Raw genomic sequence first — 19,577 nt, 5'->3', positions numbered from 1 at the left:
GGTATAGGCGGCATCTCACAAAGGAGTGACTGATGACAAACGTAAAAAAACTCTGGTTATTTCTGGCATTTTTGTTGTTTGTTTCTTTTGGGGTGCTGATATGGAGTGGTAATCAGATTTATCAACAAGCACCACCTATGCCCGAAAAGGTCGTCACCACCGACGGTAACTTAATCTACAGCCGCGATGAAATTGAGAAAGGACGACAAGTCTGGCAATCCTTCGGTGGTATGCAGCTTGGCTCAATCTGGGGACACGGTGGTTATGTTGCACCGGACTGGAGTGCCGACTGGATGCACCGAGAGTTGATGGCCTTACTCAATCTCTGGGCAAACCGAGATTACGGTGTGGAAAGCTTTGAGCTTGCCAATGCCGAACAGCAAGCCGCTTTGCAAGGCAGGCTGAAGTCCCTAGTCAGAAAAAATACATACAATCCCGACACAGGCGTCATCACTTTAAGTTTGGACAGAGTCAAAGCGATAACTCAGGTCTCTGAGCATTACCAACGTCTCTTTAGTGATGAACCTTCAACGGCTGAGCTGCGTGAAGCCTATGCCATGAAAAATAACACGGTCACCGATCCAGAAAATCGTCGTGTACTTTCCGCTTTTTTCTGGTGGACGGCATGGGCCACTATGACTAATCGCATCGATGGTGACATTACCTATACCAATAACTGGCCTAATGAGCCGTTGATTGATAATAAACCGCCGGCGAGTATGTTCCTCTGGTCTGCATTCAGTGTGACATTCTTGTTGGCTGGCATTGGTTTAATGGGATGGTACTACGCGGCGTCTCATGGCAAAGAGGAGGCGACCAGTAAATTACCAGTTACTGATCCGATGCGTGAGTTACGACCCACACCTTCGATGATGGCGACAGCCAAATATTTCTGGGTGTTGCTCGCTTTATTCCTGGTGCAAATTCTACTTGGTGCGGTGACTGCGCATTATCAGGTAGAGGGACAGGTTATGTATGGCTTTGAGTTATCCGAAATTTTGCCTTATTCGATAACTCGCACTTGGCATACCCAACTGGCCGTATTATGGATAGCACTTGCCTGGCTCGCGACCGGCCTTTATATCGGTCCTGCCGTATCGGGGTATGAGCCGCCTTATCAGCGATTCGGTGTGAATCTGCTATGGCTGTGCTTGCTGGTCATTGTGGTTGGTGCCTTTACTGGCCAATGGTTCGCGGTGAATCAAACTTTAGGTTTGGAACATAATTTCTGGTTTGGTCATCAAGGTTGGGAATATGCCGATATTGGTCGCTTCTGGCAGTGGTTCCTGTTTATCGGTTTATTACTCTGGCTTTGTTTAGTGGGGCGCTCGCTCTGGCCGACATTACGTCAACCCTCTGAAAGTCGTTCCATTATTGGTTTACTATTCCTATCCACCGTCGCCATTGGCTTGTTCTTTGGGGCGGCACTGGTCTGGAATGAACATACGCATATTTCCATGGTGGAATACTGGCGCTGGTGGTTAGTTCACCTCTGGGTTGAAGGATTCTTTGAAGTCTTTGCCACAGCAGTTATTGCATTCTTATTCACTCGTCTGGGTTTAATACCAGTCAAAACAGCCACTGTTGCTGTGCTGTTTGCCACGATTATTTTCATGTCGGGTGGCGTAATTGGCACATTACATCATCTCTATTTTGTCGGATCACCTACACCGGTATTGGCGTTGGGTGCCAGCTTCTCAGCACTGGAAGTAGTGCCACTGGCCTACATCGGGTTTGAGGCGTATCACAATTACACGTTGGGTCATGCGACTGAGTGGATGAAACGTTACCGCTGGCCGATTATGTTCTTTGTGGCCGTGGCGTTCTGGAACCTGGTTGGTGCTGGGTTATTTGGCTTTTTAATTAATCCACCATTATCGCTTTACTACATGCAAGGTCTTAACCTGACACCATTGCATGGTCATACCGCTTTATTCGGTGTTTACGGTATGTTGGGTATTGGTCTGACCTTGTTCTGTATACGTGGTATCAAGCCCGATCTCATCTGGCCGGAAGGCACGCTTAAAGCTAGCTTCTGGTGTTTCAATATTGGACTGGCATTGATGGCTTTACTCACGCTGTTACCGCTTGGTGTGATGCAATTATTTGCCAGCCTGAATCATGGTTACTGGTATGCCCGTTCAGCGGACTTTATGCAGCAACCCGTTGTTGATTTACTGGTCTGGATGCGTGTGCCCGGCGATACCATCTTTGCGGTCGGCGCTTTGTTATTAGCCTGGTTTATTCTCAGCTTATGGATCAAACCAAAATACGAAGATGGGCAACAACGCGGCTAAAAGCCAATCCGGTTAAGGACTGACTGACGGTGATTGAGTTCTATGATGAAGTCAGACAAGTACACTGGCTGATGGCCTTTGCCAGTGGCGGCTTGCTCTTCATCCATGGGATCATTCACCTGAGTCAACCTGGTAGTCTGCTTTCAACGTCCGTTCGTTATCTTCGTTATCTTCGTTACGGCGTTGATACGGTGTTAATCACCGCAGCGTTAATGCTGACCAATATCGTGCAGCAATTTCCTTTTATCGATGCTTGGCTTACGGTGAAGTTTCTGCTGCTAATCGTTTATCTCTTTCTCTCACACATCATGCTCTACAACACTCGAAACCAGCAGCAATATGCCACAGTTTGGGGGCTGGCTTTGATGATGTGGTTGTTTATTTTCAGCGTAGCGAAAACGCATCAAAGCGGGGGCATATTCAGCTTGCTCGTTGAAAGCCATTTTATAGATGCATTTAGAGGATAGTTATGTACGGGACATTATTACTGCTTCACATACTCGCAGCCACCAAATGGACGGGAGGGCATATCGTCTTATCGGTGGTGATCTTGCCTAAGGTATTAAAGCATCGTTCGCCTGAAGAGCTGCTTAGTTTTGAGTCAGTTTATGAAAAGATAGGCATGCCCGCCCTGATTATTCAAATCTTAACGGGTTTGTATTTGGCTTATCATATGCTGCCAGACATCACACAATGGTTTAACCCCACAAATCCGGTATCACATACCATCATGGCAAAATTGTGTCTGCTGCTTTTAACACTCAGCTTTGCTGTGCACGCGCGATTTCGTGTGATTCCTCACCTCTCTCCAGACACACTCAAAGTGATGGTCTGGCACATCATTCCCGTCACCATTCTTTCCATCTTGTTCGTCGTTGTTGGCGTGTCATTCAGGACAGGTTGGCTTTATTAATCACATGCAATAAAAGGAGGCATACATGAACATTAAGCTACATCGCATTTATGAAAGTGATGCACCTGCAGGTTACCGAGTGCTGGTGGATCGATTATGGCCACGTGGAGTATCAAAAGAAGACGCCGATCTGGACGCTCACTGGAAAGAACTCACCCCCAGTGATGAGCTACGTAAATGGTTTGATCATGACCCTGACAAATGGAACAGCTTTCGTAAAAAATACCTCAGCGAACTGAGTGAACATAAACAAACCGCAAAAGACTACCTAGCCGAAGTCACCCAAAAAAATGTTGTTCTGCTCTATGCAGCAAAAGACAAACAACACAGCCACGCCTATATACTAAAAGAGTATCTGGAAAAGCTGGGTTAAAATTAAAATAGACGTTATAAAGTAAAAAAATATTTAATAATTCGTCTGTGACATTCACATACTAAGGTTTTATTAGTTATATACTGTTCGTATGAAAGTGTTCATTTCTCTATAAATAAAGTATCCATTCAGATTAGACTTTTATGTGAAAGCACTAATGAAGAGAATAATTATGAAGATATTTATTTGTTTAATGTATTGATGATTTACGATTCAGAAAAACAGCCAAAACAGGTTATCTAAAAACCAAATTTTTTGAATACTCATTAAGTAATGGCTATATAACTAAGACTTTCGGAATATGATTACAAAATATTTGTGAAATAATTATCAATTTCGCAATAAAAATTTTTGTAGTTTAATTTTCCTTGTCAGGTTTTTCTTTTCTTGTATTACTTGAGTTTTGTAACTAAAACTCATGTCATTCCTTGATAATGCTTAAATTAGACGGCGTTATCAATTTTCATCAGACACCAAAATATATAATAGAGTATATATTCTATTATATATTTATAATCAATGGGTTAGGTGTTAACGTATTCTGCGCCCCTAGGTATACTGTCCCCAGTAATATACTGTAAATAAAGGACATGCTTATGGAGGACTTCATTAAACTCATCACGGCGCAGGATGCAGCCAAACTTCTCAATATTTCAGTTGGAACATTAGCTAATTGGCGCTGTAGAGGGGAAGGACCCGTACCAACAAAAATCGGTAAATCTGTTAGGTATGCACTAGAAGATATAAAGGAATTCATAGCTAAAGGACGGGTGGCATAATGTTAGTCCATGCATTAACTAATAGTCGGTTCTATAGGTTTAGATTGTTTTTTGCGTATTGGAGGTGTCTCTGATGGCAAGATTTCAATTTTCACACATAGAAACGTATGCCAGAACCGCATCCACACTTTCAAAAAGTAGTTCTGTCAAAACCTGTTATGACATCTTGGCTGAAGCGAGTCGTGTATACGAACACAGCAGGCATGTTATGTCACCATCACCACCTGAGTTACTCGATGGTATAACGACGCAAGAGCTGGCTGAAAATTTAAACCTACTTTTAGAAAATGAAGCGACAGAGGTTGTACTTGGTGGTAAGGCAAAGAAAAGAGCTGTTAGAAAAGACGCTCATGTTCTTTTAGCTGCGGTATACAGCTATCCCTCTCAAAGTCAAATGTGTGATTTGGACGAAATAAGACCTTTTTTCATGGATTGTATCGAATTCCACAGAGAGAAGTTTGGAAGCGTTCAATCTGCTGTACTACATACTGATGAGCAATACTTACACATACATGTGTATACGGTTTCAAACAATGCAAGAAAGCTCCATCCTGGTCATATTGCAAAAAAGCTGAATAAATCAGAGGCAAGCAGTATCAAATCAAGCGTGGCATATAAAAATGCAATGCGGGCATTTCAAGATGATTTTTATCAGTCAGTATCTCACAAGTATGGTCTTGAACGAATAGGTCCAATGAGAAAGCGAATTCAATCTGAACTATATCAAATTGCTAAACAAGCAAAAGCATCTGAATTAGCTGAATGGATTGAAAACGAAATGATAAAGAAAAAGAAAAAACTTCAAGATGAGGCTGAACGGATAAAGCAGTTTTATGATGAAAAAAGGTTTGAAGTAGAAAGTGAGTATAAGCAGTTTAAAGAAACCAATGATGTGATCATACAAGAATTACAAGAAAAGACTCAATTAGCCGAAACTGAATATGAAGACCTAATTAATCAAAGAGAGATGATTTTTGACATCTTAATTAAAAATCAAGAGCTTATTTCTGAGAATGAGAACTATAAAAAACGTCTTCATGAATATGAAGAGGATTATGGTCCACGGTAAATTAAATAGTTAAATGGTTTATATAAGACAGATAACTACTTTTTCTTAATAAACGACGTGAGAAAAATCATGAGTCAAAGTATAGAAAGTCATAAAGATATCTCCCAACGGCTTCAACAACTTTTAGGGGCGGAAGCGAGAGGTGGATGGATCTGTTTTATGCAGACTGTTGAAAAGGAGCTTCCATTTCTTATGCAGCGTGGCCGTCCCAATAAGCATCATATTGAAGCGAGCATTATTGGTGAAAAGGGGTGTACATCATGGAAAGATTATCTAAAAACTGAATTGAAGTGGAAGTACGCGACATGGAAAAATTGGAAAAAGGCCTACCAGTTATCTAAGGAATATTCATATATCAAAGATTATGGATTAGAAGTCTCTGAGCTATTGAGAGTTTCCAATAAATCTATTAACTTTCCATCATCATATGTTGACTATCAAGAGTATGTTGAAAAGTTGGAGCAAGAAAAAAGTATATCGTTATCGAAAACCAAACAGTCTCTGATGGAGGAGAACAAGAAATTAAAAGAGCACCTATTACTGTTACAAAAGAAAAATATTGAGCTTAGCAGTGAGTTGATCGGCTACACAAAAGTGCAAAATAACGCCACTTCTCAAGTTAAAGATTTAAGCAAAACTTTACCTATTAAGTCATATCCCATCGCAGATTATTGGCTCGCTGAAGTGATTCGTACACTTAGGTTAGAGTATGAAATAGTCGTAAAAAAATTTCATGAAAAATCACAGGAAGCATCAACTTTACGACGTGAGAAAGCCGAAGTCATTACGCGTTGTGAATTAATAAAACAAAGATTGAGTAAAACACTAGCAATCCCAACAGCTGACATAGAACGTTATATAGAAAGCGAGTGTATTGGAATATCGGGTTGAGTCTTATTGCATACTTATGGTCATCCGGTTAGCTACATTAACTGTATAATCTCAGGCAGGATTATTTAAAAGTAACAAGATATAAATGCCAATCTCTCCATCAGAGCTAAAGAAAATAAGAAAATCTCTATCACTCACACAGCAAGCAGCTGCTGATAGTGTTCGTGTTGAGCGACAAACATGGATAAGTTGGGAAAGAGAGCCAGAGAAGACGACACACAGAACTATCCCTGAGGGTTTACTTGAGTTATTTTTTATAAAGCATCACATTCAATATAAAGTAATTGACAAAAAAGTATACAATGTATACTATAAATAAAAAATTAAAAGGCCAACTAACGGTCTTTATTTTTGTCTATTATAGTTTACATTGTAAACTTTATATTGGAGGGATTATGAGTGGAGTACAAAGTAGTATGCTGATGGAGTATCGAGATATTGATTTGGCTTGGACAGCAGGGTTTATTGATGGTGAAGGCTGTCTGCATATAATGAAACAGAAGTACAAACTGGCGAGTACAGGTGAAATAAAGTACACCCATACTGTTAGATTACATATTGTACAAAACAATCTGGAAGTACTTGAACACATAAGAGATACCTTAGGTATTCATGCAAATATTCACAAAATTAAACGTAGCATTGAGACAAATCGTCAGTGTTACACACTTAATTACAACTCTTCACATGCCTATAAGGCAATTAAATTAATTGAACCATATTTAGTTCGAAAACGACCTGAGGCTAGAGCAATTTTAGATTTCTGGAAATTGGGCAAGTTAGAAATGCGAACAGGGCGTAAACCTTTGCCTACAGAGATTTGGGATATTCGTGAATGGTGGTATCGAAAACTGCAAAGAATGAAGTAACGTCATTGAAGTGATTTTGTCGGAACTACTATGCCTGAGGATAGGTTAGAAGCATAGTGGTTCAATATGAACCAGAGGGATATGAAGAATATGAAGATAGGGCTTATCAGTGATATTCACAATGAGTTTATTCGTTATCAACGAGGTGAGGTCCCTAACATCTCAAACGAAAAGGGTTTTGAAGTCCTCGTCTTGGCGGGTGATATTGATTGTCAGGGCTATGGGGCGGAGTATGCTGTCAGGCAATCTGAGTTATTGGGTATACCAGTTATCTATATCTTAGGTAATCATGAGTATTACGATCAATACGATGATAAAGAACCTGTGGTGGATAAGGTAAGAAAGATTATCCATGGGACTCAGGTGACCTTGCTCAATAATGCAACGGTAGATATTGGCGAGGTACGCTTTATAGGTTCAACGCTCTGGTCTGATTATCAGTTGTTCGATTCACCCGTTAGAAACAAGATGGCCAGAGACTATGCCTCAGTCAGGTTAAATGACTTTAACCATATCAAAAGACTTGAGCAGGATGAATTAACCAACATCAATGTTGAAGACGTGGTCGGCTGGCATCAAGAAGCAAGGGCCTTTATCACTGGTGAACTCAACAAAGAACCTGCTAAGAAAAAAGTTGTGGTAACGCATCACGCACCGATGGCTGATTGTTTATCCGAGAAGTTAAGGGATGAAATACTCGCTGCCTGTTATGCCAGCAATCTTGATGGACTGATAAACCAGTATTCACCTGCCGCTTGGCTTTATGGGCATGTTCATGGCAATAATTCCTTTAAAGTAAATCAAACGTTGATTCAAAGACACGCGCGTGGGTATCCAAATGTTAATGAAAAATATAAGGATAATTATAAACCGGTCTTAATTCATATATAGAGTTTGAAGTCGTAATATTTGACAATGTATCTGGAATATTTAATCAAGAAAAATCATAAGAATTGGTTTAAAGAAGATCGAGATATGTTTGTTATTTTCTGCAGTGATTAGGTTTATTGTCATAATATTTTTCAGATATTCTTAACGACAGAATGCAGAGAATAACTAATCAGTTAGTTAATAAGTAATTTCCTTCTAGGAAGTATGAATTTAAATTTATTAATTCACTTATCATATTAAGTGAATTTTGGGAGACCTCATGGACATAGAGAGAGTCTTTGCATTACATAAGTTTTTCTCCTGCCGACGTTATCCGGCGCCGTTAGATGACATTCTCGATCATTTAGACATCAGCAAAAATACCTTTCATATTGCGCGTAACTTCATGTGTGATGTATTAGGGGCACCGATAAAGAATCAAAGAGGTTTGGGGTATTTCTATGATCTGCAAGAGGATGAAACATATGAATTACCTGGACTTTGGTTTAGCGGAAAGGAGATTGTTTCTCTCGCCATATTGGAACAGTTAAACGAAACGCTTCAGCCTGAAGTTATCAAACAACTATTGCAGCCGATTTCAGAGCGGCTCAAACAACTGCTACAAAAGCAGAATATCACCCAGCAAGACTGGCAAAACCGGATTAAGGTTGCCAGCCAATGGCAACGACTTTGTGAACCCGAGCATTTTGCCAATGTGGCACATGCACTGCTTACCCGGCAACAACTTGAAATTGACTATTGGCACTGGCGAACAGGTGCCACCAACAAACGTATTATCAGCCCACAACGTCTGATTTATTACCGCGATAACTGGTACCTCGATGCATGGTGTCATCAAAAACAGGCATTACGTACCTTTCTGCTAGATGCCATTCATCAGGCTAATCAGCTTGAACTTACTGCGGTAAGTATTGAGGCCAAACAGCTCGATGCCCATGTTATGCCTGGTTATGGCATTTTTTCCGGACAAGTGCAGGGTATAGCTCAACTAAAATTTTCTGCAAAAATTTCCAGACGCGTCAGCCGTGAAAGCTGGCATCCTAATCAACTCAGTGAGTGGACTGATGCCGGAGAGTACCTGTTGTCAATCCCATATAGTGATACCCGTGAACTGGTGCGAGACATACTGCATTTTGGCAGTGATATTGAAGTGCTTACGCCCGAAACACTTCGACATGAAATAAAACATGAACTGGAAATAACATTAAAAAAATATGTGTAAGTCTCAGGATTTAGGACTTAAGCCTGAGAAGATGGCAATATCAAAATTGGAAATATAATTGTGACTGACATACCTGCTTATTTTCGTTATTGGGGCAAAGCCAAAAAAGATCCTGAACAATCAGGCCCAGCCTACCACTTGTTGCCTTATCATTGTCTGGATGTAGCGGCGGTGGGATTTTGGCTGTTAGAGCCCGATAAAGAACTCTGCCAACGCTTGGCTTCACGGTTGTCTCTATCGCCAGAATGGCTACAGCAATTTTTTGTATTCTGTTTAATGCTTCATGACCTCGGGAAATTTTTGAGAGGATTTCAAGGTTTGGTTCCTCATATGTCACCCAAATTGGTAGAGCCTGACTCACGCTGTGATTATCTGGTGCGTCATGATGCATTGGGGATTGGTTTGTGGATAAAAGTACTTGAAAAACAGCTTGAAGATCTGATTTCTAAACATGAGCTTTCTTTGCTGAGGCCTTGGCTTGAGATTGTTTTTGGGCATCATGGGCAACCACTGGAAACTAGCAAGGCCAAAAAGGCTGTACGCAGCCATAGTCTGGAAGAGGATGAAATAGCAGCAGAAGCGTTTGTTCGAGCAGTTATCAACGAATGGATGCCTGATCTAGAACCTCTTGAAGCCATAGATAAAAGTAGCTTTAAACTCGCTTCGTGGCAGTTGGCTGGGGTTGCTGTTTTAGCTGACTGGTTAGGCTCGGATCAACAACATTTTCTCTATAGCGATACGGAAACCTCACTAACAACATACTGGCAATCGGTGGCTCTTCCATCTGCTGAACAGGCATTGGCATCGGCTGCCTTTTTACCCAAAAGCATTCGTCCCTTTAATTCAATAACCGATCAATTTGATTTTATTACTTCGCCGACACCGCTACAGAACTATGCGCAGACAGTTGCATTAGAAGCGGAACCGCAGCTGTTTATTTTAGAAGATGTGACTGGTGCGGGGAAAACAGAAGCCGCAATGGTTCTTGTGCATCGGTTGATGGCTCAGAGGGTAGCAAAAGGGCTTTATGTTGGCTTGCCGACTATGGCAACTGCCAATGCTATGTATGAACGTTTATCAAAAAGCTACCAGTCATTGTATGGTGACGAAGTGTTACCTTCAATCGTCTTGGCTCATGGGGCCAGCAAGCAGTCGGAAGCATTTCAGCAGAGCATCAACTTGAGTGAACAACTGACAGATAAGCAGTACGACCACGACGATGTATCTGCCAGTGCATATTGTAATCAGTGGCTGGCGGACAGTCGTAAGAAAGCACTGCTGTCAGATGTTGGAGTTGGCACAATTGATCAAGCATTATTAGGTGTTTTGCCGGCTCGACATCAATCTCTGCGATTATTGGGATTGGCCGATAAAGTATTACTGGTTGATGAAGTTCATGCTTTTGATCCATACATGCAGCGATTATTGGAATCTTTGATTCAAGCTCATGCTGCTCAGGGTGGATGCACTATTTTATTATCTGCAACATTGCCATTTTCATCTCGCCAGCGTTTTGTTCAAGCCTTTCAGTTGGGTGGAGGCTGGAATATCAATGAACAGAGGCTTCCGGTTATTCAAGAAAAAGATGCCTATCCTTTAGTTACACAAGTTAGGCAAGGAGTTATCAAAGAAGAAGCCGTTGAAACACGCCAGTCTGTTTGCCGAACAGTAAAGATGAGCAGACTACCTGATGAAAATGAGGTAATGGAGAAAATCAAAACTGCAGTGGAGCAGGGACAATGTGTCTGTTGGATAAGAAATACAGTCAAAGATGCCCGTGAAAGCTACCAGAGATTAACGGATGAAGAATGGCTTGCCAAGGATAAGCTGACACTATTCCACAGTCGTTATGCCATGATTGATCGGCAAGCTATTGAACGGGATGTGTTAGCACGGTTTGGGAAAGAGTCAGCTCAAGTAGAACGGGACGGCCAAGTGTTAATCGCAACTCAGGTGGTTGAGCAAAGTCTTGATTTGGATTTTGATGTCATGATTACCGATTTGGCTCCCATTGATTTGATTATACAGCGTGCGGGTCGTTTACAAAGGCACACTCGTGATAGCACTGGCAATGTAATCAGTGGCTCTGAACAACGTGCTACACCTTGTTTGTATGTGTTATCACCCGATCCCGAGTTGGTGGAAAATTCACAATGGCTCACGCAGACCCTTCCAGGAACGGCATATGTTTACCCAGATATTGGTAAGTTGTGGCGGAGTATTTTGCAGTTGCAAAAACGAGGTAGTTTTACCATGCCAACTGATGCCAGAGATTTGATCGAGTCAGTATATGGGATAGATGCTGTTGATATTCCTGAATATCTAGAGCACGCCTCAATGGAAGCTTTCGCTGAACAGAAAGTTCAGCGAAGTATGGGGGAATTTAACCTGCTTTGTATGGAGCGTGGCTATAGCTACAAAAGTGCAGCTCACAACAGTGGCTGGGATGAGGATATTCATATACCCACTCGCTTAGGTGCAGAGACAGTGGATGTTGTGTTGGTAAAAGAAGTGGAGGGCAAGTTACAACCCTATGCAGATAGCGGTGCTTATCTCTGGGCGCTGAGCCAAATCAAAATACCTAAAGCTGAGTGGAAAAAGGCTGAAAAGCTGATTTCCCCTGAATGGAAGCAAAGGATAGATACGCTTAAAGAGCAGGTGTCGGCGCTAAAGTGGCTAGAAATCTGGCCATTGGTAGCTGAATTGCAGTCTGTTTATGATGAAAAAGATGGTTGGAATTTTGGGAAGGAGGCGTTATGAACTTGATTGAAGATGCATGGATACCTGTTGTTCGACAGGATGGCACAAAAGAAAAAATTGCACCGTGGCAAATAGTTGAAATCGATAATCCGGTTATTGATATTGTCGCTCCACGAGCTGATTTTTATGGCGCGATGTACCAGCTCTTAATCGGCTTGTTGCAAACAATTCTCCCCCCTATTGATGAAGATGAATGGTTTCAGTATTCGGTAAGCCCTTCGAGTGAAGATGAAGTAAAGGAAAAATTTGGAAGGTTTTCGGGTGCTTTTGAGTTCAGTAAAAAATCAGGTCCTAGATTCTTACAAGATTTTGATTCGTTGGGTGGAGAGCTAAAAGGTGTTGCCTCGTTATTGATCGAAGCTCCAGGAGGAAAGACATTAAAAGACAATCTCGATCATTTTGTAAAAGGTGGGCAAGTTGAAAAAATCTGCGAATCTTGTGCTGCCATTGCGTTATTTACCTTGCAAACAAATGCCCCCTCCGGTGGTGTTGGGCATCGTGTGGGGTTAAGGGGTGGTGGGCCGATGACTACCTTGGTGATGCCTCAATCAGACCACGCTACTCTTTGGCAAAAGCTGTGGCTTAACATCCTGCCACAAGAGGACTTTTCTTCGGCTTCGAATGGATTGAATTCGTTGATATTCCCTTGGCTGGCACCTACCCGAATTTCTGATAAAACTGGTGTTAATACAACACCAGAGGACGTTAACCCTTTGCAAATGTACTGGGGAATGCCTCGTCGTATTCGTTTTGATTTCGATAACTTACAGACAGGATGTTGCGATATATGTGGCGAAAAAAACGAACATTTGCTTAGTCATTTCGAAACGAAAAACTATGGCATTAACTATGAAGGACCCTGGGTGCATCCGCTTACACCTTATCGCATTGATCCAGAAAACAAAGAACCACCTTTAAGCCTGAAAGGTCAGCAAGGTGGCTTGGGGTATCGCCACTGGTTAGGTTTTGTCTGGCAGGATGACAGTAATGGTGACAGGGCGGCAAGAGTGATACGTTCCTTTAACGAAGAAAAAATTGAGCTGCTTCAATATCAAGGAAAAGACGTTATAGATGTGGCTCGTCTGTGGTGCTTTGGCTACGACATGGACAACATGAAAGCACGTTGTTGGTATGAGCAGAAGATGCCACTTATTTATGTTGATAAAGACTATCGTGAGGAATTTGTAGGCTTTGTACAGAGTATGGTTCAGAGCGCCAAGGAGGTGGTTTCTACATTGCGTGGTCAGATAAAACAAGCCTGGTTTTCCCGGCCTAAAGACGCCAAAGGCGATACCTCAATGATTGATTATGATTTTTGGCAGGCAACAGAGGCGGACTTTTACAAGCAACTTTATGTGTTGTCTGCTCAACCAGCTCATACCCGTTTTATGCCGCCGGATGTGGCAAAGCAGTGGGTTAATAAGATAAGGAACGCGGCATTTGAGGTTTTTGACTACTGGGTTATGGAAGGCGATACAGAAGATATGGATATGAAACGGATTACTCGGGCCCGTACAGATTTGAATAAAAAACTCTACTCAATAAAGTCTTTGAAATCATTAGATCAGTCAGCCGTGATGAAGGATAAGGAGGTGGCCAATGGCTAACAGGCGTTATATTAGTGAAGCAGATGCAGAAAAATTAAAAAGCTGGTGGTCGTGGTTGGATGAAAATCGTGGAGATCGAGCGTCTTTGCGGAGGGCTGAAAACCCCGATGATATTTTACTAACGCCTGCTTTTGCCCATTTTTTACAGCAAATGCCCTCACGTTGGACTGCTGGCGAAGCGGTCTTGCCCATAACAGATGCAGCCATGGTGGCTGCTGTCCTCTCGCGGGTAAAAAATCTAGATGACAGCAAGTCCTTTGCAAAAGCACTGGCATCCCCTAAAGAGGACGGTTCAAAAGCTGTTATGTCAGAACTGCGTTTTCAGCAGTTGCAAAAAAGCCGCACCCCAGAAGATTTTTTTCGTCGGGTTTGTCGTGCTGTTGCGTTATTAAATGGCAAGGCCAATATTGCCGACCTGGCAGATTCGATTCTGCATTGGTTACATGAATTCCGTACCGCACCAGCTAGTAAACCTCAACAACGCCTGGCAGTGAAATGGGCCAGCGAATATTACTCAGTCTATAAAGATTAACTGTATCAAGGAGCACGATAATGAGCCGTTTTCTTCAATTACATTTGTTAACTTCTTACCCACCTGCCAATCTGAACCGTGATGATATGGGCCGTCCAAAAACGGCAAAGATGGGTGGCACAGATCGCTTACGGGTGTCGTCACAAAGTCTGAAACGCAACTGGCGAACATCTGAGCTGTTTCAGTCTGCCTTAGACGGACACTTGGGTACGCGTTCAAAAATATTGGGCATTAAGATCTATGAAAAGCTAATCGGGGCTGATATTGCAGAGAAGAAAGCACGTCAATGGGCTCAAGAAATTTCTGGTCAATTCGGAAAGATGAAAAAAGCTGATAAGAGTGACCCTAATGCAGATCTTGAAATAGAGCAACTGGTTCATATCAGTTTGTCAGAACAGCAAGCGATTGATGACTTAGTCGCTACCTTGATCACCGAAGAGCGTGAACCCACTAAAGATGAACTAGAGTTACTACGAAAAGATGATATGGCGGTGGATATCGCTTTGTTTGGCAGAATGTTGGCATCTAAACCTGCCTTTAATGTTGATGCTGCTTGCCAAGTAGCACATGCGATTTCTGTTCACCCTGTTGTGATTGAAGATGACTATTTCACCGCTGTTGATGATTTAAACGATCACAGTGAAGATGCTGGCGCCGCCCATATTGGTGAAACGGGGTTTGCGGCTGGCCTGTTCTATTCCTATATTTGCATCAACAAAGAACAATTGGTTGAGAACCTGAATGGTAATGAGGTATTGGCTAATAAGGCAATTGCTGCATTGACTGAAGCTGCTGTAAAAGTTGCACCGGAAGGAAAACAAAATAGTTTTGCCAGTCGGGCTTACGCTTCCTATGTATTGGCTGAAAAGGGCGATCAGCAACCACGATCGTTATCAGTGGCTTATCTGAAACCTGTTAGTAAAAATGCTGAAGATTATGGTGACGAAGCGATTAAAGCTTTGAAAAAACAATGTGATAATTTCGATACCGTCTATGGTGATTGCGCAGATGCTCGTTACCAGATGAATGTCCCAGAAGGCAAAGGGAGTTTAAAAGAGTTACTTGCTTTTATTTCCGAGTAAGGAGACCGCTATGGAATATTTGGTCTTCAGGTTGTATGGCGCTATGGCGAGTTGGGGGGAGATTGCTGTTGGTGAAATGCGACATAGCAGCAATTATCCCAGCAAGTCGGCTATTGTTGGTTTACTCGGAGCGGCTCTTGGTCTTCGGCGAGAAGATGATGATGCACATATGAATCTGACGAATACGTATCAGCAAGCTGTTAAGGTGCTGAGTGCTGGACGGTTGTTGAAAGACTACCATACGGCGCAAGCGCCAGATTCTGTTGGTAAATTTCATTATCGAACTCGACGTGATGAAATCGTAACCGGACATGAACGTTTGGGGACCGTATTATCCACACGTGAATATTACGTTGATGCTCAAGCCGTGGTGGCAATACGAGCAAATGAACAGGCTAAGTGGGCGCTGACTGAACTACAGCAGGCTTTGTGTAAGCCCAAGTTTCACCTTTATTTGGGCCGTAAATCATGCCCATTGGCGGCGCCGCTAGATCCAAAAACTATTGAAGCAGATGGTTTTTTGCAGGCGCTGGAAAACTATGCAGTTCAACCACTGCTTTATAGCTCACCAGATAAACCTATTCCAGAATGGATGAGCGAAACGCGTTGGTTACCACGGGACTCCTTATCTCGCTATTACTGGGAAGGAAATATCAGTGATTTTGCCAAAGATGAGGGTGGTTTTTCAAAACAACAAGTACAGCAATTAACGCGTCATGATAAGCCGTTATCCCGTCAACGCTGGCAATTCCAACAACGTAAAGAATATTGCTGGATGAATGATGCCAATTTGGCTAAGGAGGCCTGATGTATCTTTCCAAAATCGCCTTGAATCCATCGATAGCACAGAAATCACAACTCGGATTGATTCTAAAAGATCGTAGTTACGGAATGCACCGTCTGTTATGGGATTTATTTGAACAAGGAGAGCGCTTCTTATTTCGTGAAGAAAGCCAGAGAGAGCAATTGAGCGCGCCACGTAATCTTCCGCTTTACTATGTACTTTCAAAATCTGAACCAAAGCATGATTCACTGATATTTACTATTGAGTCAAAGCAGTTTCAGCCGTGTTTGTCTGACGGCGATCAATTGGCTTTTCGCTTACGAGCCAACCCAACGGTATCGAAACCTCTGGAGGGGAAAAAGAACTCTGTTCGTCATGATGTGGTGATGAATGCACAGTCAGAGTGGTTAAAAAAAGCGAATGAAAGTCGTGGCTTATCCATTGATGGGAAAAAAGGAGAACTGAAAAAGCGCTTGCTTACACATCAGGATTTTGTTGATACAAAAGGAATGAAGTATCTCGATGAGGCGCTAAAAAACGAAATGGATAATGCGGCAAAACATTGGTTATCAAGTCGTGGTGAAAATATGGGGTTTGTGCTTTCTGGAAAAAGTCTACAAGCAAGCAGTTACCGCTGGAATGCTCTTCCTGAAAAAGGACGACATGCTGGGTTTAGTAGTATGGATTACGAAGGTATTTTAACTGTCAGTGATCCCGATAGGTTTATTGAGCAACTTTATACCGGGTTTGGTCCGGCTAAAGCCTTTGGCTGCGGCTTGATGCTCATTCGTCGTGTATAAAATGGATGCGAATTTTTACTCAAGGACGAATAGATGAAACCTAAGCTAACAGTTCTGGAGTGGAATGTTGCCACTCTCACCAAAGATGGCATCGAATATGTCTGTATTACCGATATCGCTCGATACAAAAACAGTGAAAGAACAGATGACCTCATTCGTAATTGGCTAGGGAATCGCAATACCATCGAATTTTTGGGGATATGGGAGCAACTGAACAACCCAAATTTTAAACCCGTCGAATTCGACGGGTTTAGAAAGGAAGCTGGGTTAAATAGTGTTACATTAACTCCCAAACAATGGCGAGAATCTAATCCAGATACAAAAGGCAATATGCGTGAGCACGCTAATGTGCATCAGTTGGTGTGTTTGGCCAGTTTGGAGTCGTTGAATGCCCATATTATCGAGCAGAAAAAGGGGCAGTCTGAACGTCTTGTCAGACTGAATGAAGTAGCGATCCGGCAGATGCAGATTCTATTGTCGAATGAAAATGCCCCGATGCTTCAAGGGGATAGTAACGATGGCTGACCCATCTTCCTATCTTCCATTGAAGCCGATCCCGATGAAAGATCGGGTTTCTATGATTTTTCTTCAATATGGCAAGGTTGATATTAAGGATGGCGCCTTTGTTTTGATAGATAAAAACGGTGTTCGTACGCATATTCCCGTTGGCGGGATCGCATGCATCATGCTCGAACCGGGAACGCGTGTTTCACATGCTGCAGTCCGTTTAGCAGCTCAGGTTGGTACGTTATTAGTTTGGGTCGGAGAGGCAGGTGTGCGGTTATATGCTTCCGGGCAACCGGGTGGCGCGCGTTCTGACCGTTTGCTGTATCAGGCAAAACTGGCGTTAGATGATAGTTTGCGGCTTAAAGTCGTTCGAAAAATGTATGAGTTACGCTTTGGTGAAGCCCCGCCGCAACGCAGGAGTATTGAACAATTACGGGGTATAGAAGGTGCACGAGTTCGTAATACTTATAAACTATTGGCGAAACAGTACGGTGTTAAATGGCATGGTCGTCGTTATGATCCAAAAGATTGGGAAGCGGGCGATGTGGTTAACCAATGTTTGAGTGCTGCCACAGCCTGTTTATACGGTATTACCGAAGCAGCGGTGCTAGCCGCAGGTTATGCGCCAGCAGTAGGCTTTATTCATACTGGTAAGCCACTTTCCTTTGTTTACGATATCGCTGATATTTTTAAGTTCGATAATGTGGTCCCATTGGCGTTTCGAATCGCATCCCAAAACCCGACGCAACCAGATAAACAGGTCAGGCTTGCATGTCGTGATTTATTCCGAGAACAGAAAGTCCTCAGAAAGATTATTCCGCTTATTGAAGAGGTGCTTGCTGCAGGTGAAATTTCGCCGCCTGAACCAGCCCCTGAGTCAGTACCTCCAGCGATACCCAATGCCGAACATATTGGTGATGAAGGTCATAGAAGTGAGTAAACAATGGCTATGACAGTCGTTGTCACTGAAAACATTCCTCCTAGACTGCGAGGGCGACTTGCTGTTTGGCTTTTGCAAGTCAGAGCTGGGGTTTACGTTGGTGATGTTTCCAGACGAATTAGAGAAATGATCTGGCAACAGTGTGAAGTGTTTTGTGATGAAGGCAATATCGTTATGGCATGGGCCACCAATACCGAATCAGGGTTTGATTTTCAAACGCTAGGACAAAATAGACGAATACCTATAGAAATGGATGGCTTAAGACTGGTTTCTTTTTTGCCCGTGGATGAAAAAGACGCTCTTTAACAAAATGGAAAATAAAACTATTTCAGTTGGTAGAAAATAAATTGTAGAAATTTATTTGGTAAATCAATTGTGTACAATAAGTGTGTTCCCCGTGCCCACGGGGATGAACCGCTGCTTACCTTTCTCATAAAGTCGAGTAAAGGGTGTTCCCCGTGCCCACGGGGATGAACCGTGTCAGGATATACATAGTTACCAAGGACATATGTGTTCCCCGTGCCCACGGGGATGAACCGGAGAGCCAGCAATATTCATGAGATGCCAGTGAGTGTTCCCCGTGCCCACGGGGATGAACCGATGGCAGCACCGATAATAGAGATAGCCTCACCGTGTTCCCCGTGCCCACGGGGATGAACCGGTGGACGATTTAAAGTTGGCAAATTATATGCAGTGTTCCCCGTGCCCACGGGGATGAACCGTCAATTTCAACATATGGAACATCAACTGGTTCGTGTTCCCCGTGCCCACGGGGATGAACCGCGCCCATAGGATAATCATATAAGCCATACTCAGTGTTCCCCGTGCCCACGGGGATGAACCGCGAGGGCTTAACCATGACAACTAACCAAGACCGTGTTCCCCGTGCCCACGGGGATGAACCGTAAATCTCTGATGGTTTGTTCAATAGTAGCTGGTGTTCCCCGTGCCCACGGGGATGAACCGTTCACACTCTGGGCTACCTCATTTGCTTGGGAGTGTTCCCCGTGCCCACGGGGATGAACCGAGTTTTTGTGGATGGCTTTTCTTGGTGAAGTAGTGTTCCCCGTGCCCACGGGGATGAACCGTCCATTTATTGACGCCTAAATGGTAGCGGTTAGTGTTCCCCGTGCCCACGGGGATGAACCGCCTTCTGGCTTGTGTTGTCCATGTGTGTAAACGTGTTCCCCGTGCCCACGGGGATGAACCGCCAGATCAACACGGAAAATTAATCGTCGCAATGTGTTCCCCGTGCCCACGG

19 protein-coding genes and 1 CRISPR repeat array are annotated in these 19,577 nt (G+C 43.0%); all 19 genes read left to right on the top strand.

Going from position 1 to position 19,577, the window contains the following annotated elements:
- Positions 1 to 32: 32 nt before the first annotated feature.
- The 19 genes from B2248_RS09895 (at position 33) to cas2e (ending at position 18,622) form a co-directional block, all read left to right on the top strand.
- Positions 33 to 2,297: a nitric-oxide reductase large subunit gene (locus tag B2248_RS09895; RefSeq protein ID WP_273182050.1), complete on the top strand. Its 2,265-nt coding sequence runs from the start codon at positions 33 to 35 to the stop codon at positions 2,295 to 2,297.
- A gap of 29 nt (positions 2,298 to 2,326) precedes the next feature.
- Complete coding sequence (locus tag B2248_RS09890; RefSeq protein ID WP_273182049.1) at positions 2,327 to 2,764, top strand: SirB2 family protein; 438 nt, start codon at positions 2,327 to 2,329, stop codon at positions 2,762 to 2,764.
- A gap of 2 nt (positions 2,765 to 2,766) precedes the next feature.
- Positions 2,767 to 3,210 carry a CopD family protein gene (locus B2248_RS09885; RefSeq protein WP_273182048.1) on the top strand — a complete coding sequence of 148 codons (444 nt, stop codon included), beginning with the start codon at positions 2,767 to 2,769 and terminating at the stop codon, positions 3,208 to 3,210.
- A gap of 25 nt (positions 3,211 to 3,235) precedes the next feature.
- A complete protein-coding gene (locus B2248_RS09880) occupies positions 3,236 to 3,583 on the top strand; it encodes a DUF488 domain-containing protein (RefSeq protein WP_273182047.1) in 348 nt (115 codons plus the stop codon).
- 590 nt (positions 3,584 to 4,173) lie between these two features.
- A complete protein-coding gene (locus tag B2248_RS14780) occupies positions 4,174 to 4,362 on the top strand; it encodes a helix-turn-helix domain-containing protein (RefSeq protein ID WP_414673481.1) in 189 nt (62 codons plus the stop codon).
- A 73-nt stretch (positions 4,363 to 4,435) separates the two neighbouring features.
- Positions 4,436 to 5,431, top strand: coding sequence for a plasmid recombination protein (locus B2248_RS09875; RefSeq protein WP_273182044.1), 996 nt, complete (start codon positions 4,436 to 4,438; stop codon positions 5,429 to 5,431).
- Positions 5,432 to 5,500: 69 nt separating this feature from the next.
- Positions 5,501 to 6,322 (top strand): hypothetical protein, encoded by an 822-nt coding sequence (locus B2248_RS09870; RefSeq protein WP_273182040.1) that lies wholly within the window; start codon positions 5,501 to 5,503, stop codon positions 6,320 to 6,322.
- Positions 6,323 to 6,717: 395 nt separating this feature from the next.
- Positions 6,718 to 7,191 carry an LAGLIDADG family homing endonuclease gene (locus B2248_RS09865; RefSeq protein ID WP_050797525.1) on the top strand — a complete coding sequence of 158 codons (474 nt, stop codon included), beginning with the start codon at positions 6,718 to 6,720 and terminating at the stop codon, positions 7,189 to 7,191.
- A gap of 81 nt (positions 7,192 to 7,272) precedes the next feature.
- Positions 7,273 to 8,082 (top strand): metallophosphoesterase, encoded by an 810-nt coding sequence (locus tag B2248_RS09860; protein WP_273182037.1) that lies wholly within the window; start codon positions 7,273 to 7,275, stop codon positions 8,080 to 8,082.
- Between the two features lie 259 nt (positions 8,083 to 8,341).
- Positions 8,342 to 9,304 (top strand): helix-turn-helix transcriptional regulator, encoded by a 963-nt coding sequence (locus tag B2248_RS09855; protein WP_273182036.1) that lies wholly within the window; start codon positions 8,342 to 8,344, stop codon positions 9,302 to 9,304.
- 60 nt (positions 9,305 to 9,364) lie between these two features.
- On the top strand, positions 9,365 to 12,064 hold the full coding sequence (gene cas3, locus B2248_RS09850; protein ID WP_273182034.1) for a CRISPR-associated helicase Cas3': 2,700 nt from the start codon (positions 9,365 to 9,367) through the stop codon (positions 12,062 to 12,064).
- Positions 12,061 to 13,671, top strand: coding sequence for a type I-E CRISPR-associated protein Cse1/CasA (gene casA / locus B2248_RS09845; RefSeq protein WP_007145604.1), 1,611 nt, complete (start codon positions 12,061 to 12,063; stop codon positions 13,669 to 13,671). Before cas3 ends, casA begins: the two co-directional genes overlap by 4 nt.
- The gene (casB, locus tag B2248_RS09840) at positions 13,664 to 14,203 is read left to right on the top strand and encodes a type I-E CRISPR-associated protein Cse2/CasB (RefSeq protein ID WP_007145603.1); all 540 of its coding nucleotides are present in this window, start codon (positions 13,664 to 13,666) and stop codon (positions 14,201 to 14,203) included. Before casA ends, casB begins: the two co-directional genes overlap by 8 nt.
- 20 nt (positions 14,204 to 14,223) lie before the next feature.
- Complete coding sequence (cas7e, locus tag B2248_RS09835; protein WP_007145602.1) at positions 14,224 to 15,285, top strand: type I-E CRISPR-associated protein Cas7/Cse4/CasC; 1,062 nt, start codon at positions 14,224 to 14,226, stop codon at positions 15,283 to 15,285.
- 10 nt (positions 15,286 to 15,295) lie between these two features.
- Entirely contained in the window at positions 15,296 to 16,093 is a 798-nt protein-coding gene (cas5e, locus tag B2248_RS09830; protein ID WP_273182031.1) for a type I-E CRISPR-associated protein Cas5/CasD, read from the top strand.
- Entirely contained in the window at positions 16,093 to 16,869 is a 777-nt protein-coding gene (cas6e, locus tag B2248_RS09825) for a type I-E CRISPR-associated protein Cas6/Cse3/CasE (protein WP_007145600.1), read from the top strand. Before cas5e ends, cas6e begins: the two co-directional genes overlap by 1 nt.
- Before the next feature lie 33 nt (positions 16,870 to 16,902).
- Positions 16,903 to 17,394, top strand: coding sequence for a KilA-N domain-containing protein (locus B2248_RS09820; protein WP_007145599.1), 492 nt, complete (start codon positions 16,903 to 16,905; stop codon positions 17,392 to 17,394).
- Positions 17,387 to 18,316: a type I-E CRISPR-associated endonuclease Cas1e gene (gene cas1e / locus B2248_RS09815; RefSeq protein WP_040576247.1), complete on the top strand. Its 930-nt coding sequence runs from the start codon at positions 17,387 to 17,389 to the stop codon at positions 18,314 to 18,316. The genes B2248_RS09820 and cas1e overlap by 8 nt, the downstream gene beginning before the upstream one ends.
- A gap of 3 nt (positions 18,317 to 18,319) precedes the next feature.
- Positions 18,320 to 18,622: a type I-E CRISPR-associated endoribonuclease Cas2e gene (gene cas2e / locus B2248_RS09810; RefSeq protein ID WP_040576246.1), complete on the top strand. Its 303-nt coding sequence runs from the start codon at positions 18,320 to 18,322 to the stop codon at positions 18,620 to 18,622.
- An 82-nt stretch (positions 18,623 to 18,704) separates the two neighbouring features.
- A CRISPR array of direct repeats spans positions 18,705 to 19,526; the repeat unit is 29 nt; unit sequence GTGTTCCCCGTGCCCACGGGGATGAACCG.
- Positions 19,527 to 19,577 lie beyond the last annotated feature (51 nt).

Origin of the sequence: Methylophaga sp. UBA2012 (assembly GCF_002335235.1) — a bacterium.
In the GTDB taxonomy this organism is placed as follows: Bacteria; Pseudomonadota; Gammaproteobacteria; order Nitrosococcales; family Methylophagaceae; genus Methylophaga; species Methylophaga thalassica.
This window is presented reverse-complemented; position numbering and strand designations above follow the sequence as displayed.

What these genes read in the sequence shown, in the direction of transcription:
- B2248_RS09895 (WP_273182050.1), top strand. Translation starts at nt 33, where the DNA reads ATGACAAACGTAAAAAAACTCTGGTTATTTCTGGCATTTTTGTTGTTT.
- B2248_RS09885 (WP_273182048.1), top strand. Translation starts at nt 2,767, where the DNA reads ATGTACGGGACATTATTACTGCTTCACATACTCGCAGCCACCAAATGG.
- B2248_RS09880 (WP_273182047.1), top strand. Translation starts at nt 3,236, where the DNA reads ATGAACATTAAGCTACATCGCATTTATGAAAGTGATGCACCTGCAGGT.
- B2248_RS14780 (WP_414673481.1), top strand. Translation starts at nt 4,174, where the DNA reads ATGCTTATGGAGGACTTCATTAAACTCATCACGGCGCAGGATGCAGCC.
- B2248_RS09875 (WP_273182044.1), top strand. Translation starts at nt 4,436, where the DNA reads ATGGCAAGATTTCAATTTTCACACATAGAAACGTATGCCAGAACCGCA.
- B2248_RS09870 (WP_273182040.1), top strand. Translation starts at nt 5,501, where the DNA reads ATGAGTCAAAGTATAGAAAGTCATAAAGATATCTCCCAACGGCTTCAA.
- B2248_RS09865 (WP_050797525.1), top strand. Translation starts at nt 6,718, where the DNA reads ATGAGTGGAGTACAAAGTAGTATGCTGATGGAGTATCGAGATATTGAT.
- B2248_RS09860 (WP_273182037.1), top strand. Translation starts at nt 7,273, where the DNA reads ATGAAGAATATGAAGATAGGGCTTATCAGTGATATTCACAATGAGTTT.
- B2248_RS09855 (WP_273182036.1), top strand. Translation starts at nt 8,342, where the DNA reads ATGGACATAGAGAGAGTCTTTGCATTACATAAGTTTTTCTCCTGCCGA.
- casA (WP_007145604.1), top strand. Translation starts at nt 12,061, where the DNA reads ATGAACTTGATTGAAGATGCATGGATACCTGTTGTTCGACAGGATGGC.
- casB (WP_007145603.1), top strand. Translation starts at nt 13,664, where the DNA reads ATGGCTAACAGGCGTTATATTAGTGAAGCAGATGCAGAAAAATTAAAA.
- cas7e (WP_007145602.1), top strand. Translation starts at nt 14,224, where the DNA reads ATGAGCCGTTTTCTTCAATTACATTTGTTAACTTCTTACCCACCTGCC.
- cas5e (WP_273182031.1), top strand. Translation starts at nt 15,296, where the DNA reads ATGGAATATTTGGTCTTCAGGTTGTATGGCGCTATGGCGAGTTGGGGG.
- cas6e (WP_007145600.1), top strand. Translation starts at nt 16,093, where the DNA reads ATGTATCTTTCCAAAATCGCCTTGAATCCATCGATAGCACAGAAATCA.
- B2248_RS09820 (WP_007145599.1), top strand. Translation starts at nt 16,903, where the DNA reads ATGAAACCTAAGCTAACAGTTCTGGAGTGGAATGTTGCCACTCTCACC.
- cas1e (WP_040576247.1), top strand. Translation starts at nt 17,387, where the DNA reads ATGGCTGACCCATCTTCCTATCTTCCATTGAAGCCGATCCCGATGAAA.
- cas2e (WP_040576246.1), top strand. Translation starts at nt 18,320, where the DNA reads ATGGCTATGACAGTCGTTGTCACTGAAAACATTCCTCCTAGACTGCGA.